This is a genomic window from Streptomyces sp. CB02400 (assembly GCF_001905725.1).
Lineage (GTDB): Bacteria > Actinomycetota > Actinomycetes > Streptomycetales > Streptomycetaceae > Streptomyces > Streptomyces atrovirens.
Genome location: NZ_LIWB01000011.1, coordinates 272,911 through 289,708, shown reverse-complemented (window position 1 = coordinate 289,708; position 16,798 = coordinate 272,911). Strand labels below are relative to the sequence as shown.

Below are 16,798 nucleotides of genomic sequence, written 5' to 3'. Positions count from 1 at the left end.
CCTGGTCCAGCACTGGCTGGGCACCAACGGAATGCAGCGGCGGATCCCGGACTATCTGGCGGTGGAAGGCCTGACGACGCTCAACACACTGTCGACCGTCTTCTCGTTCCTGCTCGGCATGTCGATGCTGCCGTTCTTCTACAACCTCTGGAAGACGGCCAAGTACGGCGAACCGGTCGGCGTCGACGACCCCTGGGGCTACGGCCGTTCGCTGGAGTGGGCGACCTCCTGCCCGCCGCCACGCCACAACTTCGTGGAGCTCCCCCGCATCCGCAGCGAGTCACCCGCGTTCGACCTGCACCACCCCTCGGAGTCCGTGAGGGAGTTGAGCGTCCGGTGACCGGCCGGGACGGCTCCTTCGTGGACATGGAGGCCCTGCTGAACGAGATCGAGGGCCATCTCCTCGTCGACGCGGCCCGCGCCGAGGCCCGTACGGCGGCGGCGGAGCTCACCGCCGGTCTCGACTGGCTGACGGAGCGCCAGCGGGAGGAGGTCGCCCGGCGGTTCACCGAACGGTACCTGGCCCTCAACCGGGCGTCGTGGCAGCGGACGGCCCGGCGGGGCGAGGAACTGCGGGCGCAGTACGAGACCCGGTACCGCCATCTGCGGCAGCGGCTGCTGGGCTGCGTGCTCCTGGGCTGCGCCCTGGCCTTCGGGACCGTTCTCGTCGCCCTGTCGGCCGGTTAGGGAGTCACCCGCGCGCGTGCCGAGTGCCGCGGGCGAGGGTCGCCACGCCGGACCCCGACGGCGTTTGATTTTGTCGTGTACGCGGTCTTGTCGCGGACGGCTCTCTTCCTTACTTTTCAGTAAGTTGCTTTTCAGAGCACGTGACTCCGGATTCTGGAGAGAGCCGTCATGCCGGTCCGCAGAACCAGGTACCTGTGCGCCATCGCCGCCGCGCTCGTCCTCACCGTCACGGCGCCCACCGCCGCGACCGCCGACTCCTCCCCCGTCCTGCGGGAGGTGCTGTTCGTCGGCAACAACTGGGACGGCACCGCCGATGTCATCGAGTCCACCGGTGACTTCGCACGGATCGGCCGGATCGACGTCATCCCGGACAAGGACGAGCGGATGGCCGAGATCAACGCCGACCCGATCCGCTGGATCTACTTCATGGCGATCCGAAGCGGCGTCGGCGAGGGCCACGACCAGTTCGTCGACGACATGTACTCCACCCCGGACGGCACCTCGGTGGTGGTCTCCCGGCCGAGCTTCGCCGACGTGGTCTCCCTCGACCTCGCCACCGGACGGGTCAACTGGCGCTTCCCGGTGTCGGGTTACCGCTCCGACCACATGGCGGTCTCCCCCGACGGCAAGCGCGTCGCCGTCTCGGCCTCGACCTCCAACACGGTGCACGTCCTGGACATCGGGACCGGTGAGGAGCTCGGCTCGTTCAAGACCGGCGACAAGCCGCACGAGAACGTCTTCAGCAACGACGGCAAGTACATCTGGAACATGTCCATCGGCGAGGTGAACACCGCGCTCGACGCGACCTGGCTGGACTGGACGAAGGGCGACCGCCGTATCACGGTCGTCGACGCGACCACGTTCCAGCAGGTCAAGGTGATCGACATGCGCGACCGGCTCGACGCCGCCGGCCTGAAGGACCACTCGGACGCGGTGCGCCCGGCCGCGTTCTCCCCGGACGAGTCGAAGCTGTACTTCCAGGTGTCGTTCTTCAACGGCTTCTTCGAGTACGACGTCGCCACCGACCGCATCACCCGCACCAAGACCCTGCCGAAGAACCCGGCCACCAGCGACGACCGCACCACCTGGGTCAACGACTCACGCCACCACGGCATCACCATGAAACCCGACGGCACCAAGCTGTGCGTGGCGGGCACCATGGACGACTACGCGACCGTCGTCGACCGCGCGACCCTCCGGCAGGGGCCCCTCGTCACCGCGTCCAAGCCGTACTGGGCGACCGTCAGCGGTGACGGCAGGTCCTGCGTGGTCTCCGAGAGCGGCGCCGACCGGGTCACCGCCATCGACTTCGCGACCGGCGAGAAGACCGTGTCCGTACCCGTCGGCGACCACCCGCAGCGGGTGCGCCTCGGCCATGTGGAGGCCGACTGGTCCGGCGCGGAAGGTGGACGGTAGGGACTCAACCACCCACCCTCCGGGTCACGTTGAGCAGATACTCCTTCCGGTTCAGCGGGTTGTGGTCCGTGCGCGGGCGCCGGGGCGGCGCACCGTGGGTGACGGGCGCGTAGTGCGCGAAGGCGCTCTCCAGCTCGCCCTCGCCCCGGGTCAGCCCCGGCAGCCGCTGCTCCAGCTCGTGCACCCGGGCCGCCGGCACCGTGCCGTCCAGGACGCAGAGTTCGCCCCGGGTCTCCGTCGTACGCGGTACGGCGCCCAGCCCGGACAGCACCGGCAGCAAGGCACCGAGGGTGTCCGCCGGGGCCTCGATCCGGAAGCGGTGCGTCGGCTCGCACACCTCGGTCCCGGCCCGCCGCAGGGCCTCGACCAGGACGAGCGGGGTGAGGCCCCGGAAGTCGGCTCCGGTGCTCGACATGCTCTTGTCGAAGCCCTGGTGGGAGTGGCTCTGGCGGGGCCAGTAACCGGAGTGGGTCATGGTGACCGCGCAGTCGGTGACCCGCCAGCCGCGCAGCCCCTGTCCGAGGGTCTCGCGCACGGTGTCCTCGACCGCCTTGAAGAAGGCGTACGGCATCGCGCCCAGCTCCACCTCCAGCCGGAAGGCCACGCCCGAGCCGAGCGGCGCGGGGTCGACCCGCAGACCGACCGTCGCCAGGAACGGGTTGGGATCCTTCGCGATGAACTCGACGGCCGCCCCGGATCCGGACGGCCGCTCGACGCACAGCGGTGTCGTCCCGCGGAAGGTCACGTCGATCCCGTACTCCTCGGCGAGGGTGGCCTGGACGACCTCCTTCTGGACCTCGCCGTAGAGCGACACGGAGGTCTCGCGCCGCCGTTCGTCGTGGCGCAGGGCGATCAGCGGGTCCTGTTCGGCGAGCTGGGTGAGCGCGAGGTGCAGCGCGCCCGGGTCGGTGTCCGGTGCGGGCACGACGACGGTCTCCAGGGTGGGCGGCGCGAAGACGTGCCCGTACTCCGTGCGGGGTTCGCCGATCGCGTCGCCGATGCGGATGTCCGCCAGTCCCCACAGCCGGGCGATCCTGCCCGCCGGCACCGCGTCCGTACGCGCGTCGGTGCCGCCGTCGAAGACGCTGATGCCGGTGATCCGGCCCTCCGCGGCACCGGCGGGGCCGAACGGGATCCGGTCGCGGGTGCGCAGCGTGCCGGAGAACATCCGCGCGTAGGCGACCTTCTCCCCCGCCGGCCCCCGCTCCACCTTGAACACCGTGCCGGAGACCGGCCCGCCGGGGTCGCCGTCGGCCGGCGGGAGCAGTTCCCTGACGCCGGCCAGCAGCGCGTCGACGCCCGCGCCGGTGATGGCGGAGCCGAAGTAGACGGGGTGGACGAGGGCCCGCCGGGTCTGCTCGGCCAGCGCCGTCCGCAGGCGGGTGTCCGTGAGGGTTCCGTCCACGAACTCGGCGAGCAGGCCGTCGTCGTGGTCGGCGAGGACGTCGAGGGCGTCCGGGGAGGGGCCGGGGACGAAACGGGCCTCGGGGGTGCCGAGCCGGCCGGTGGTGCCCATGGGCACGATCGCCGGGGTGAGGCGTGCCGAGACCGCCCGGAGCAGCTCCGTCTCCCGCGCCCCGCGCCGGTCGATCTTGTTGACGAAGAGCAGGGTGGGGATGGACAGCCGCCGCAGGGTCCGCATCAGCACCCGCGTCTGCGCCTGCACGCCCTCGACGGCGGAGACGACCAGCACGGCGCCGTCCAGCACGCCGAGCACGCGCTCCACCTCGGCGATGAAGTCCGGGTGGCCGGGCGTGTCCAGGAGGTTGACCGTGATGTCGTCGAGCGGGAACGAGACGACGGCGGACTTGATGGTGATGCCCCGCCGGCGCTCCAGCGCGAGGGTGTCGGTGCGGGTGCTGCCGTCGTCGACGCTGCCGATCTCGTCGGTCACGCCGACCGAGTGCAGCAGCCGCTCGGTCAGGCTGGTCTTACCGGCGTCGACATGGGCGAGAATGCCGAGGTTGAGCAGGTGCACGAGACGTCATGTCCTTCGGAGAGCGGTCCGTTCCTTCCTGGGGGGACATGAACGGTGCTCGCATTGCTTCTCCTCGGGACTCGGGTGCGTCGTCCCCGGCAGTGCAGCAGACCGGCGGGGACTCCCGCAACGCAATAAGCCGGTACGACAGGTGTCCCGGTGTGTCAGACGATCTCGAGGTTGGCCATCATGCCCATGTCCTCGTGTTCGGCGTTGTGGCAGTGGAAGAGGTAGCGGCCCCGGTGGCCGTCGAAGCGGGTGATGACCTCCGCCGTCTCACCGGGCCGCAGCGACACCGTGTCCTTCAGGCCGGCGTCGTACGGCAGCGGCGCGCGCCCGTCGCGGGAGAGCACCCGGAATCCCGTCTGGTGGATGTGGACCGGATGGTGGACGTCGGCGGTGAAGCGCCACACCTCGACGGCACCGCGCCGGGTGCGGACGTCGGTGCGCGACGGGTCGAACGGTTTGCCGTCGATGTACCAGCCGCGCCCCTGCTGCGCGTGCCCGGCGCGGAAGGTGAACCGGCGGACCGCGGTCGCCTGCGAGCGCCGCCAGGTGGGCAGGTCGTCGCAGAGCACCTTGGGGATCGTGCTGTGGTCGGACGCCGCGCGGGCGACGCGGAACGCCATGACCTCGCGGGTGCGTCCGCTGCCGAGCCGGTTGCGCAGGCGCACCCGGCTGCCGGGCCGCAGGCCCGCGAAGTCGATGACCACGTCGTACCTCTCCGACGGCGCGATGGGCAGGGCGGTGTGGGTGACGGGGGCGGCGAGCAGCCCCTGGTCGGCGCCGATCTGCACCAGGTCGAGCCGGTGCCCGTCGTCCGTGACGGCCTCCAGCCGGTAGTGGCGGGCGTTGGACGCGTTGACCAGCCGCAGCCGGTGGCGTACGGCGTCGACCTCGTGGACGGGCCACGGCGCCCCGTTGACCACGATCACATCGCCCAGGACGCCGGCCGCGTAGGGCTCGGTCACCCCGGGCCGGTCGCGCAGCTCCGGATCGAGGGCCGGGTAGGCCAGGGACCCGTCGGCGGCGAACGCCCGGTCGGCGATCATCAGCGCCAGCTCCCGCTCGCCGCAGGGCAGGTCGAGGGCGTCCTCGACCGCGTCCCGGACGATGTGCATGCCGGTCAGGCCCCGCCAGATCGCCGGAGCGGTGAAGTCCATCCGGTGGTCGTGGTACCAGAGCAGCGCGGCACGCTGGTCGAGCGGGTACGTGTACTCCCGTGTCACCCTGCTCGTCACCGCGCGCGGGTCGTGCGCCATGTGCGCCTTGCCGTGGCGCCGGCGGCGGGACGCGGGGTCGGGCCAGCCTTCCGGGAGGACGAGGTCGGTGGGGTAGCCGTCGGACTCGGCCGGGGTGTGTCCGCCGTGCAGGTGCACCACGGTCGGCACGGGAAGCTCGTTGCGGTGCAGCACGGTGACCGGCCGGCCGCGACGGGACTCGATCGTGGGGCCGGGGTAGGTGCCGTTGTAGGTCCACAGGGTCGTCGGCACCCCCGGCAGGATCCGGGCGGTCACCTGGCGCTGGGTGATCTCGTACCGGTCGGTGCCTCCGGAGGTGCCGGCCGGCGCCAGAACGGACGGGATCGGCAGGGGCACGGTGTACGGCTCGGGCAGCGGTACGGCGCTGCGCAGCTGCTTGCCGGTGGCGCTCGGGCGGCGCGCCGGCGCGGCGGCGGCCGTGCCGCCCGCGGCGACCAGTCCCAGCGCGGCGCCGAGCCCGAGGACCCCGCGTCGCGTCAGCTCCGTGCCGGGCACGGTGCCCCGGAGAGGGGCCCGAGGGGGCTCGGTGCCGTACGGGTCGGTGTTCAGCCCGCGCGGGGCCGACTGGTCAGACATGGGTGCACTCCCGGCGCGACATGTTCGCGCGTGCGTGGTGGATGGTCGCGGCGCACAGCACGCCGAAGGGGTGTGCGACAGTGGCCTGTCGAACAACTCGCCACATATTGCACCTATTCGGACATGGCAACCAGTACCGACACCACTGCCACCCGCCCCTCCAGCCCCCTGACTCACTTGGTTCCCACCGGTCACGACGGGACGGCGACCGGACGATCCGGAGGAAAACCCGAAAATCAGGTGTATGAGTCCCCGGGAGGGGGGTAGTCGCCCGGTATCACCTCCGATCGTGGGAAGGAGGTCCGTGAGAGCGCAACTACTCGCAGCGTCCGGGCCGCTTCCACCGACACGAAGCGGCCCGGCCCGTCAGCGCGGGGGCAGCCGGTGGAGTTCCACCTCCGTGAGCCGGCCCCCGGTGACCGTGGCGGTCATATAAGTACAGTGGGGCTGTCGGCGGCGGTCCGTCGGCGATCCCGGGTTGAGCAGGCGAAGTCCCGTGGGAGCGGTGGTGTCCCACGGGATGTGGCTGTGCCCGAACACCAGCACGTCAACCTCGGGGAAGCGTGCGGCGCACCGGTTCTCCCGCCCCTGCGCCGGGCCCGTCTCGTGGACCACGCCGAAGCGCAGCCCGCCGAGATCCGCGTACGCGGTCTCCGGCAGCCGGGCCCGCAGCTCGGGCCCGTCGTTGTTGCCGTACACGCCGACGAGCCGGCGGCTGCGGCTCTCCAGGAGATCGAGGGTGGCCGTGTCGACCCAGTCCCCCGCGTGGAACACGACGTCCACGCGCGGGAGTTCGTCCAGCAGCGGCGCGGGCAGCCGCTTGGCACGCTTCGGCAGATGGGTGTCGGAGGTCAGGAGCAGTCGCACGAACGGCAGACTAGGCGGCGCCGTGTCTCGGGTGGGACGCCACGCCTCAAGTGACCGGGCGAGCACGCCGGTCGGCGGGTGCGGGAATGCCGTCACGGCGGGCTCCCGGCGGCGGGGCGGAGCGGGAAACGCGTCGGCCGTGGCATTACGATCGGGCGACGCGTACCAAGCCCGCACGTTCGACGGCGAGAGACCCGAAGGGCCCAGATCCAGATGCCGGTCAAGGTCAGCGTCATCGTTCCCGTGTACAACCCGGGGATCTACATCGAGGACTGCGTCTCCTCGCTGCGGCGGCAGTCGCTGCCGCCCGACGAGTACGAGGCGATCTTCGTCGACGACGGCTCGACCGACGGGACACCGGCCCGGCTCGACCGGCTCGCCGCCGAGGATCCCCGGATGCGGGTGATCCACCAGGAGAACTCCGGCTGGTCGGGCAAGCCCCGCAATGTGGGGATCGACGCCGCACGGGGCGAGTTCGTGATGTTCGTCGACAACGACGACTATCTCGGCGACGAGGCCCTGGAGCGGATGTACGCGTACGGCGTGGCCCACGACGCCGATGTCGTCGTGGGGAAGATGGCCGGCAAGAACCGCGGGGTGCCGGTGGAGTTGTTCCGCCGCAACCATCCGCGGGCGACGGTCGAGAACGCCCCGCTGATCGACAGTCTCACCCCGCACAAGATGTTCCGCCGGGAGTTCCTCGACCGTACCGGGCTGCGCTTCCCGGAGGGACGGCGGCGCCTGGAGGACCACGTCTTCGTCACCGAGGCGTATCTGCGCGCGGACAACGTGTCCGTGCTCAGCGACTACGTCTGCTACTACCACATCAGACGCGACGACGCCGCCAACGCCGGCTTCCAGCGCTTCGACCCCGTGGGGTACTTCGGCAATCTGCGGGAGGCGCTCGACGTCGTCGAGCGGTACACCGAGCCGGGCGCGGTACGGGACCGGCTGTTCCGCCGCTGGCTGCGGGTGGAGATGGTGGAACGGCTGCGGGCCCGGCGGCTGCTGGGGCTGCCGGACGACTACCGCAGGGAGCTGTTCGCGGAGATCCACAAGGTCGTCGCCGAGCGGTTCGGCCCGGGTGTCGCGGCCGGGTTGCAGCCGACACAGCAGGTCGTCGCCGCGCTGGCCGAGGCCGGCCGGTACGACGACGTGGTGGCCTTCGCCGCATGGGAGGCCGGTGTCGCGCCGACGGCGGCGCCCGTGGGCGTGGAGTGGCGAAACGGCTCGCTGCACATCGGTTTCACCGCCGAATACACCTCCGCCCGCGAGCCGATGACCTTCCCCGCGGACGCCGCCCGCACCCCGCCGGCCGACACCCCGAAGAACGTGGAGGAGGCGGTGGCATGGGTCGGCGCGGAGACCGCGGCCCGGTTCGGGCAGGCCACCGCGGATCTGCTGCTGCGTGAACGGTCCAGCTCCGCCCAGTACTTCCAGCCCGTGGAGTTCACCCGGGAGACGGTTCCCGTCGACGGCGGCGAGCGGGTGCGGCTGGTGCTGCGGGCGACCGCGGCCGTCGATCCCGCGGAGCTGCCGGGCGACGGGGTCTGGGACGCCGTCGTACGGGTGAGGCTCGGCGGCTGGACCAAGGAGTGCCGGCTGGGCCCGGCCTCGCGGGCCACGCGCCCCGAGCCGTGCGCGGCTGTGACCGGCCGTCGCGCGGTCCTGCCGTACTGGACCGAGCCGCACGGCAATCTCTCGCTGGACACGGGTGTCCAGGGAAAGCGGCTCGGTCTGGGCGGCGTGCGGCGGCCGGACGTCACCGTCTCCGGAACCCGGCTGAGCGCCCGGATCCCGCTGCACGCGGCCGAGGGCGCCCGGGTGGGGCTCAGGTTCACCGCTTCCGGCAGGACGCTGCACACGTCCGGCACGCTCACCGGTGGGGCGGACGGGCCTGGCTCCCTGCTGGAGGCCACGCTGCCCGCCCGGCTCCCCCGGGGGATCTGGCGGGTCGCCCTGAGCCCGGACCCCGACGCCGCGCAACCCGCTTGGAGCGGGCTGCCGTTCGCGCTCCGCGCCGCCGGCGGCCGGATGCTGGTGGTGTCCGCACCGCGCCCCGGGACGGTGCGGAAACTGGCGCGCGGGGTGCGGCGCGTACTCGGCACCACCCGTACGAAGGCGGCTCGCGTGATCAACAGAAGGCGGTGACGGAGCGCGGGCGCCGGAGACTGAAGGGGCCCGGGTCCTCGAGCCCGAGTCTCCCCGGACGACCGGGACGGTTTCCACGAGTGGTACCGGGGCGATGAGTTCCGCGAGGTGACGGGGTACGACCCGTCACCGGAGTGCTCGCCGGTTCCGGGACCACCCAGGCCGCCGACGTCGTGAAGGACTGCGCCTACGCACGGATCCGGTAGATCCGGCGTGCGGCGGCCACGGGGGGCGGGCCTCATCGTGAGGCCCGCCCCCCGTGCCACTGACTCGCTTCGGAATCAGGACTTGGCGTAACGCTGCTTCAGAGCGCTGCGCTTGTTGGAGCCCTCGGCGTTCTTGCCCTTCTCGATGATCACCAGGTTGTGGTAAAAGTGCACGCCGACCACGTTGCGGTCCGTGTAGGTCGGCTCGTAGCTCTCGTCCACGAACTCCTCGTAGTTCAGCCCGTCCGTCAGACGCTTCAGCAACCCCATGCTGGTGTCCTTCGCGTCGAGGTCCTCGCTGCCCATCCATTCGGGCCAGTACGACGACTGCGTGTCCTCGACGGCGTAGATGCCACCGTCCTTGAGCAGGGGGAAGAGCGTCTCGAACGTCGTGATCACGTGCGGGCTGCGGTGGCTGCCGTCGTCGATGATGACGTCGATCTCGCCGATCTTCTCGGCGATGGCCTTCAGGGAATCGGGGTCGGACTGGTCACCGATGAAGGTCGTGATGCGGTCCTCGTCGACAAACGACTTGTCCTGGATGTCCATTCCGAAGATCTGCGCGTTAGGGAAGAAGGCCTTCCACATACGCAGCGATGCCCCGCCCTGGCCGGCCCGGTTGTATCCGCCGATCCCGATTTCCAGAAGGTTGAACTTCTTGTTCTTCAGGTGCTGGAGATGGCGCTGGTAGTGCCGCGTGTAACGGTGCGTCCCCCATTTGTCCGTCTTGAAGTGCACAGCCAGTTTGTTGAGGTCGTGGGAGATCGCGGCCAGTCCGGTCGGCTTGACCGGCGCGGCCGGCTTGCCCGTGATCTGCCGCTTCAACTGGCGCAGAACCCGCACGTTCTTCTCGCCCAACGCGGACTTCACCATTGGCCTGATCGACATCGCGAGACGTTCCTTTCACTGGGACAGCTCTTTGCGGATGAGGGGGAGTGCTTCCTGCTGGGCGGACTTCCGGTCCCGCACCGGTGGCGGGCCGTACGCGCCGTCGTCAAGGCGGGCTCCGAGGCCGGCTGTGCGCTCGGCGGCGTCCGCGCTCCGGGTGGGCTGCCCGCGCTGGTCGTCGAGGACGTCGACGGTGGGGCGGCGGGATTCGAGACTGATCATCGTCCGCACGAAGTTAGTGCCGTGGAGCCCGTAGAGCCAAGGGGTACGCACCACCGCGATCACATCGGGCAGTCCCTCCGTCACGGCCCGCTCACCGGAAAGCCCGGAGCGGCTGCAGGCGGTGCGCGGGTCGGTGGGGTGGTCCCGGTGCCGGGCGACGGCCTCGGCGGAGTCGTGGCGCGGGCGGTGGCCGAGTTCGTCGCGGGCCTTGGTCCGGTCGGCGGAGCAGCACGGGTCGTGGCCGTCGCCGTGCGTCGACTCCGGCCGGAGGTGGCCGAGTTCGAGGTCGTCGAGGGTGCCGACGCCGGTGAGCGCGTCCAGCGTGGTGCTCCTCGGCGCGCCGGACGCGGGCAGCGTGCGGGCGCAGCGGTCGGCCCCCAGCGGGTCGGCGATGTTGCCGGTGTCCTTCCGGTAACCCTGGATGGCCGTGCGGCGCACGTCGGCGCGGGGGGCGACCGGATACCGGACGGCGGGGGCGGTCAGCACCGCGTGGGCCGGTCCCGGAGGGTTTCCCCGGGGAATGCGGGCGGCCCGCGGACAGGATTTCGATCCGTCACCGACCGCGTCCGCGGGGGACTCTAAACCGTGGAAGGGCACGGGCTTGTCGGCCACGGGCACCAATTGCCCGGCCGAGGTGTGGGTGATCGGCCTCAGCCGGGTTCCGGCACCGCCGGACAGCACGAGAGCCTTCATTCGGCTCACCATAGTCGTGTTCCGGCGGTTGGAACATCATTTGCTTTACTCGTGCATCATGAAATCCCGCGAGAGGAGCGATGAGCCGCCCGGACGCGGTCTAATCATCGCCCCTTACGATGTTTCCCTCCACACTCGTGTTCGGGGTGGTGGAGGTGGTACCGCGGTCCACGGCGGGGAGGCAGGTGCGCAGCGGGTCCTTGCCGCGCAGTCGCCGGGCTCGCGCCCAGCCGGTCTCCGCCCGGCGGGGTCGGGGCTGGTCAGTGGTCTCCGAGGTCACGACTCATCATCTTCCTTCTGTCCGCTGCCCTCCGGGTCCCCGGCGTCGCGCCGGACAAACACCCGCCCGCCGTACAGGCTTCCGCCCCCTCGACGCCCCGGCCCGGTCGGGGAGTTCCCGTCCGGGCCGGCGTCCTCGTCAGGTGTTGGGCCGAGCCACGCTGATGTCGCCCAGGGCGGACTCCGGGTCACGCTCCATGGCGGTGTCGCCCAGCGAGACGACGCCGACGGGGCGTCCGTCCTCGACGACCGGGACGCGGCGCACGGCGTGTTCGCGCATCAGCCGCACCGCGTGGTCCAGGTCGTCGTCCGGTGCCACGGTCACCAGGTCGTCGCTGCACGCGCCGGCCACGGTGATGTCCTCGGGATCGCCGCCCCGGGAGACCGACCGCACCACCAGATCGCGGTCAGTGACCAGACCGCGCAGCCGGTCGCCGTCGGTCACCAGGACGGACCCGAGGTCGCGGTCGCGCATGATGCGGGCGACCTCCGCGACGGAGGTCTGCGGCCCGACGGTCACCGGCGCGCCGGTCATGATGTCGCGCACGTGCTGTGCCATGACGTTCCCTCTCTCCTGTCTCTCGGTGGCGTCCCGGGTACCCGGCGGGGCGGTACGGTCACCGGGCGCGGGCGTTCCCGGCCGGCGGACCCGGCGGCCGTCAGGGCCGCAGCACGAACTCCGCCCACACCTGCTTGCCCCCGCTGACCGGAAGGGTTCCCCAGGCGGCCGACACGGCCTCGACGAGGAGGATGCCGCGGCCTCCGGTGGCCTCCCAGCCGATGCTGGTGGGCTTCACGGGGGTGCGGGGCGAGGCGTCGGCGACCGCGAGGCGCAGCCGGTCGTTGACCAGGGAGATGTCGAGGCGGACCGGCCCTTCGGTGTGCACCAGGGCGTTGGTGACCAGTTCGGAGACGGCGAGCAGGGCGCCGTCGACGTCCGCGGTCACCCCCCAGGAGCGCAGGGTGCGCCGGGTGAAGCGGCGGGCGTGCCCGACCGCCTGGGGCACCCGCCACACCGTCCAGCTCTCCCGCAGCGGGCGGGAGGCCATGCCGTCGTAGCGCATCAGCAGCAGGGCGACGTCGTCGCTGCGCGGGGCCTTGCCGAGCAGGGCGTCCGCGACGGGCCCGAGGTGGGCGGGGTCGGCGGCGGACAGTTGCCGGGCGAAGCGGTCCATGCCCTCGTCGATGTCGGAGTCCGGGGATTCGACCAGGCCGTCCGTGGTGAGCGCGACCATCGTGCCGGGCCCCAGCCTGAGCGGGCTCATGGGGAAGTCGCTCTGCCGCACCACGCCGAGCGGGGGCCCGCCCTCGGCCTCCGCGATCTCCGTGCGGCCGTCCGGGTGGCGCAGCACCGGCGGCAGATGGCCGGCTCGGACGCACCAGGCGAAGCCCTCCTCCAAGTCGACGTCGACATAGCAGCAGGTGGCGAAGAGGTCGGTCTCCATGTCCATGAGGAGCCGGTTGGCGTGGGAGACCACCACGTCCGGGGGGTGTCCCTCGACGGCGTAGGCGCGCAGCGCGGTGCGCATCTGGCCCATGAGGGTGGCGGCGCCGGCGCTGTGACCCTGGACGTCGCCGATGACGAGGGCGACGTGGTTGTCCGGCAGCGGGATCACGTCGTACCAGTCGCCGCCGAGCTCCAGGCCGGCGGTGCTGGGCAGATAGCGGGCGACGGCGACCGCGCCGGGCAGCCGGGGCAGGCGGCGCGGCAGCAGCTGGCGCTGGAGCATGCCGACCAGTTCGTGCTCGGCGTCGAAGGCGCGGGCCCGCATCAGGGCCTGTCCGGCGAGGCCGGCGGCGGCGGTGAGCAGGGCGCGTTCGTCGGGGCCGAAGTCGTGCGGGGTGTCCCAGCCGATCAGGCAGGCGCCGGCTATCCGGTTCCCGGCGGGCAGCGGCAGCATGGCCAGGCCGCCGGGGCCGACCTCGGCGAGGGCGGTCTCCAGCGGTGAGCCCGCCGGCCAGATCCGGGCGCGTCCCTCGCGCAGGGCGGCGGCGAGGGTGGGCATGGTGCGCACGGGTGCGTCGGGCCACTCGGTGCGCCACTCCGCGCGCCACAGCTCCGGCCACGCCTCCGGCTCCGGCGGGTCCAGGACGGTGACGACGAGCCGTTCGTTCTCCAGCTCGGCGAGCGCGATGCGGTCGGCCCGCAACGGCCTGCGCAGCGCGGCGACCACGGCCTTGCCGACGTCGCGGACGGTGACCGCGGTGGCGAGCGCGGCGGCGAGGCGCTGGATCCGGGCCACGTCCGTGATGTCGGAGCGCAGTGTGGAGGCGTCGGCGACGGAGCCCACCAGCCGGGCGGGACGCTCCTCACCGCCCTGCACCAGCCGGCCGCGCAGCCGCAGCCACTTGGGCGGGCCGGTGGGCTGGAGCACCCGGAACTCCAGTTCGCGGTCGCCGATCGTCATGTGGTCGGCCTCGACGACGGACATCAGTGAGGGCAGGTCCTCCGGCACCGTCAGGCCCAGCAGGGTCTCCACCCGCCCGTCGAAGTCGTCCGGGTCGAGGCCGAACAGCTCCAGGATGTCCTCGCCGACCCGGACCCGCCCGGTGTCCATGGCGAGGCTGAAGCCGCCGGGCCGCAGGTCGGCACCCTCGGCGGTGACGGCCGGCGCGGGAAGGGCGAGGGCGTCGGCGACGAGGCCGAGGCAGAAGCGGTCGTCGGCGTCGAAGCCGTCGGCGCGCTCGCCGACCGCGAGCAGGCAGCCGCCGCCGTCCCCGCGCACGGGCAGCGCCGCCAGGAAGAAGTCGCGGCTGGGCACGCGCCGTGACTCGGCCTGCGCGGCGAGGTCGTCCGGGCCCAGCCACACCGGCCGCCCGCGGTGGGCCTCGGCCACCGGTGCGCGCCCGGCGACGGGGTAGCCGTCCCGCACCCCGCACAGGGTTCGCGGCACTCCGACGGACTCCGCCAGATACAGCAGTTCGCCGTCCGCACTGGGCCGGTACACGGCGGCGAACGCGGCACCGGCGAAGACGAGGGCCTGCTCCAGGATCCTGCGCACCCGGTCGGGCGACTCGGGGTCGGCCGCGATCGCCGTCAGGGCACCTTCCGCACGCAGCGTTCTCGTGCTGCGTCCCGCAGCGCCCTCACTGACCACGTTGGCCATTACAGCGCTTATGGGACACCCGCGCAGCCCCTGTGCGCGTTCGGCGGCCCCCGGAGTGCGCGGGGCGCGCACTGCCTCGGGCGGCCCTACGGACCGGGGTCCGGGGTATACGGAGGGTGCGCGGCCCCGCGGGGCGTACGGTCCCTTTCCCGTCGCTCGTCGTGCGCGACGGCCCGGCAGGGTGGAGATTGGGTCCCGGGGTCGGTGGCGCGGCCGTGCGAGGAGGTGGTCGGCGTGTCCGAGGGGCAGTCGTCCGGGCGGACACCGACGGGCGGGCGGGCGCCGGTCGGCCGTCCGCTGCTGTCCCTGACGCTGGCCTCGATGATGGACGAGGTGCACGCCCACTCCGGGGCCGTGTACCTGCTCTCGCCGGACCATCCGGTGCTGGAGATGGCGGTGATGGCGGGGCTGCCCCGCGCCTTCGCGGCCCCGTGGGAACGGGTGGGGCTGAGCGCGCCGATCCCGGTCTCCGACGCGGTGCGCGAACGACGGCTGGTGTGGGTGGGCGGCGAGGAGGAGATGGCCCGCCACTATCCCCGTATCGCCATGGTGCTGCCGTATCCCTTCTCGCTGGCCGCGCTGCCGGTGGCGACGGGGACGAAGGCGTACGGCGCGGTCTTCGTGACCTGGCCCGGCACGCATCCGCAGGAGCTGTCCGACTGGGAGCGCGATCATCTGACCGCCGCCTGCGACCGGCTCGCGGTGCGGCTGGAGCGGGCCGCCGAGCAGAGCCTGCCGCTGGCACCGGAGCCGGATCTGCTGGCGGCGCCGCTGGTGGGCGGCATGGCCGGCACGCTCGGCACGGTGGAGGCGGCACGGATGGTGTCCCGGCTGCCGTACGGCCTGTGCTCGCTCGATCTGCACGGGCGGGTCGGCTTCGCCAACGCCGCCGCCGCGGAGCTGCTGGGCGTTCCGGCGAACCGGCTGCTCGGGGCCCAGATGTGGGCGTCGGTGCCGTGGCTGAACGACCCCGTGTACGAGGACCGGTACCGGGCGGCGCTGTTCAGCCAGCACGTCACCTCGTTCGTCGCGCTGCGCCCTCCGGACGAGTGGCTGTCGTTCCGGCTGTATCCGAGCACCACCGGACTCAGTGTGCGGATCAGCCGGGCGCGGGCGGTGGCGGAGATGAACCGCGCGGCGCCGCGGTCCGGACAGGGGCAGCCGCGGCTGGTCACCATCACCCAGGTGCTGGGCCTGGCCGGGGCGCTGACCGAGGCGGTCGGGGTGCAGGACGTGGTGCAGCTGGTCGCGGACGAGATCGTGCCGGCGGTCGGCAGCCAGGGGCTGGTGATGCTCGGGTCCCGGGCGGGCCGGCTGCGCATCCTCGGCCACCAGGGGTACGCGGACGCGCGGGTGGTGGAGCGGTTCGACGGGATGCCGCTGTCGGAGCCGACTCCCGGCAGCCAGGTGCTGCGGTCCGGTGTGCCCGCCTTCTTCGAGAGCCGGGAGGAGGTCGAGCGCCTGTATCCGGCGCTGCTGGTGAACCCGTCCGAGTTCACGGCGTGGGCGTATCTGCCGCTGATCGCCTCGGGGCGCCCGGTGGGGACGTGCGTGCTGTCGTACGCGGCGCCGCACCACTTCACGACGGAGGAGCGGGCGGTGCTGACCAATCTGGCGGGGCTGATCGCCCAGGCGCTGGAGCGGGCCATGCTCTACGACGCCAAGCACCGGCTCGCGCACGGGCTGCAGGAGGCGCTGCTGCCGCACACGCTGCCGTCGCTGGCGGGGATCGAGGCGGCGGCCCGCTATCTGCCGGCCACCCAGGGCATGGAGATCGGGGGCGACTTCTACGACCTGGTGCCGACACAGGGGATGGCTGCGGCGGTGATCGGGGACGTGCAGGGGCACAACGTGACGGCGGCCGGGCTGATGGGACAGGTCCGTACGGCGGTACGCGCGTACACGGCCGTCGGGCAGGCGCCCGAGGAGGTGATGCGCAGCACCAACCGGCTGCTGCTGGACCTGGGTTCGGACCTGTTCGCCAGCTGTCTGTACCTGCGGCTCGATCCCGCGCACGGGCGGGCCGTGATGTCCCGGGCGGGTCATCCGCCGCCGCTGCTGCGCAGACCGGACGGGCGGGTGCGGGTGCTGGACCTGGCCGGGGGCCCGCTGCTGGGCATCGACGGCTCGGCGGCGTACCCGTCGACCGAGGTCGACCTCTCCCCCGGTTCGCTGCTCGTCCTCTACACCGACGGTCTGGTGGAATCCCCCGGCACCGACTTCGAGGACGCCGTCGCCGACCTGTGCCGCCGTCTCACCGACCTCGGCGACCTGCCCCTGGACGACCTCGCCGACGCCCTGGTCCAGCACGGCGCGGACGCGGAGAACCGGCTGGACGACATCGCCCTGCTCCTCCTACGGGCCCTCCCGCCCGACTGACCCGGCCCACCCGGTGCGACGACCGGGGACACGCCCCCCCGCACACGCCCCGACAGCCGCAGGCCCCCACGGCCGACGGCCTGCCAC

At 72.3% G+C, this 16,798-nt stretch carries 12 protein-coding genes and 2 pseudogenes; 5 read left to right on the top strand and 9 right to left on the bottom strand.

Annotation, left to right across the window (positions count from 1 at the left end; translation table 11 throughout):
- The 3 genes and pseudogenes from AMK33_RS25885 to AMK33_RS25875 form a co-directional block, all read left to right on the top strand.
- Positions 1–340: pseudogene (locus AMK33_RS25885) on the top strand (cytochrome ubiquinol oxidase subunit I); the annotation flags it as partial.
- Complete coding sequence (locus AMK33_RS25880; RefSeq protein ID WP_327379777.1) at positions 337–687, top strand: hypothetical protein; 351 nt, start codon at positions 337–339, stop codon at positions 685–687. The pseudogene AMK33_RS25885 and the gene AMK33_RS25880, both read left to right, overlap by 4 nt.
- Before the next feature lie 168 nt (positions 688–855).
- Entirely contained in the window at positions 856–2,103 is a 1,248-nt protein-coding gene (locus AMK33_RS25875) for a YncE family protein (RefSeq protein ID WP_073935347.1), read from the top strand.
- 4 nt (positions 2,104–2,107) lie between these two features.
- Here AMK33_RS25875 and AMK33_RS25870 read toward each other — a convergent pair whose 3' ends face one another.
- The 3 genes from AMK33_RS25870 to AMK33_RS25860 form a co-directional block, all read right to left on the bottom strand.
- Positions 2,108–4,081, bottom strand: coding sequence for an elongation factor G (locus AMK33_RS25870; protein WP_073935346.1), 1,974 nt, complete (start codon positions 4,079–4,081; stop codon positions 2,108–2,110).
- A 164-nt stretch (positions 4,082–4,245) separates the two neighbouring features.
- Positions 4,246–5,919, bottom strand: a complete 1,674-nt coding sequence (locus AMK33_RS25865) for a multicopper oxidase family protein (protein WP_079194958.1) — start codon at positions 5,917–5,919, stop codon at positions 4,246–4,248.
- A 366-nt stretch (positions 5,920–6,285) separates the two neighbouring features.
- Positions 6,286–6,786: a metallophosphoesterase family protein gene (locus AMK33_RS25860; RefSeq protein ID WP_073935345.1), complete on the bottom strand. Its 501-nt coding sequence runs from the start codon at positions 6,784–6,786 to the stop codon at positions 6,286–6,288.
- 213 nt (positions 6,787–6,999) lie between these two features.
- On the opposite strand from AMK33_RS25860, the gene AMK33_RS25855 reads away from it, so the two are divergent.
- Complete coding sequence (locus AMK33_RS25855) at positions 7,000–8,937, top strand: glycosyltransferase family 2 protein (protein ID WP_073935344.1); 1,938 nt, start codon at positions 7,000–7,002, stop codon at positions 8,935–8,937.
- Between the two features lie 281 nt (positions 8,938–9,218).
- Here the strand turns inward: AMK33_RS25855 and AMK33_RS25845 are convergent, their stop codons facing one another.
- From AMK33_RS25845 to AMK33_RS25825, 6 genes and pseudogenes are all read right to left on the bottom strand, one after another.
- Positions 9,219–10,031 (bottom strand): class I SAM-dependent methyltransferase, encoded by an 813-nt coding sequence (locus tag AMK33_RS25845; protein WP_073935343.1) that lies wholly within the window; start codon positions 10,029–10,031, stop codon positions 9,219–9,221.
- A gap of 15 nt (positions 10,032–10,046) precedes the next feature.
- Positions 10,047–10,739 carry a sugar nucleotide-binding protein gene (locus tag AMK33_RS25840; RefSeq protein ID WP_079194963.1) on the bottom strand — a complete coding sequence of 231 codons (693 nt, stop codon included), beginning with the start codon at positions 10,737–10,739 and terminating at the stop codon, positions 10,047–10,049.
- Positions 10,728–10,946 (bottom strand): annotated as a pseudogene (locus tag AMK33_RS44025) (sugar phosphate nucleotidyltransferase); the annotation flags it as partial. The gene AMK33_RS25840 and the pseudogene AMK33_RS44025, both read right to left, overlap by 12 nt.
- Positions 10,947–11,046: 100 nt before the next feature.
- The gene (locus tag AMK33_RS44020; RefSeq protein WP_073935341.1) at positions 11,047–11,226 is read right to left on the bottom strand and encodes a hypothetical protein; all 180 of its coding nucleotides are present in this window, start codon (positions 11,224–11,226) and stop codon (positions 11,047–11,049) included.
- Positions 11,227–11,364: 138 nt separating this feature from the next.
- Positions 11,365–11,784 carry a CBS domain-containing protein gene (locus tag AMK33_RS25830; RefSeq protein ID WP_073935340.1) on the bottom strand — a complete coding sequence of 140 codons (420 nt, stop codon included), beginning with the start codon at positions 11,782–11,784 and terminating at the stop codon, positions 11,365–11,367.
- 100 nt (positions 11,785–11,884) lie between these two features.
- Positions 11,885–14,332: a SpoIIE family protein phosphatase gene (locus AMK33_RS25825; RefSeq protein WP_073935339.1), complete on the bottom strand. Its 2,448-nt coding sequence runs from the start codon at positions 14,330–14,332 to the stop codon at positions 11,885–11,887.
- 234 nt (positions 14,333–14,566) lie between these two features.
- Between AMK33_RS25825 and AMK33_RS25820 the strand changes: the two genes are divergently transcribed.
- Positions 14,567–16,711: a SpoIIE family protein phosphatase gene (locus AMK33_RS25820; protein ID WP_073935373.1), complete on the top strand. Its 2,145-nt coding sequence runs from the start codon at positions 14,567–14,569 to the stop codon at positions 16,709–16,711.
- The last annotated feature ends 87 nt before the right edge of the window (positions 16,712–16,798 follow it).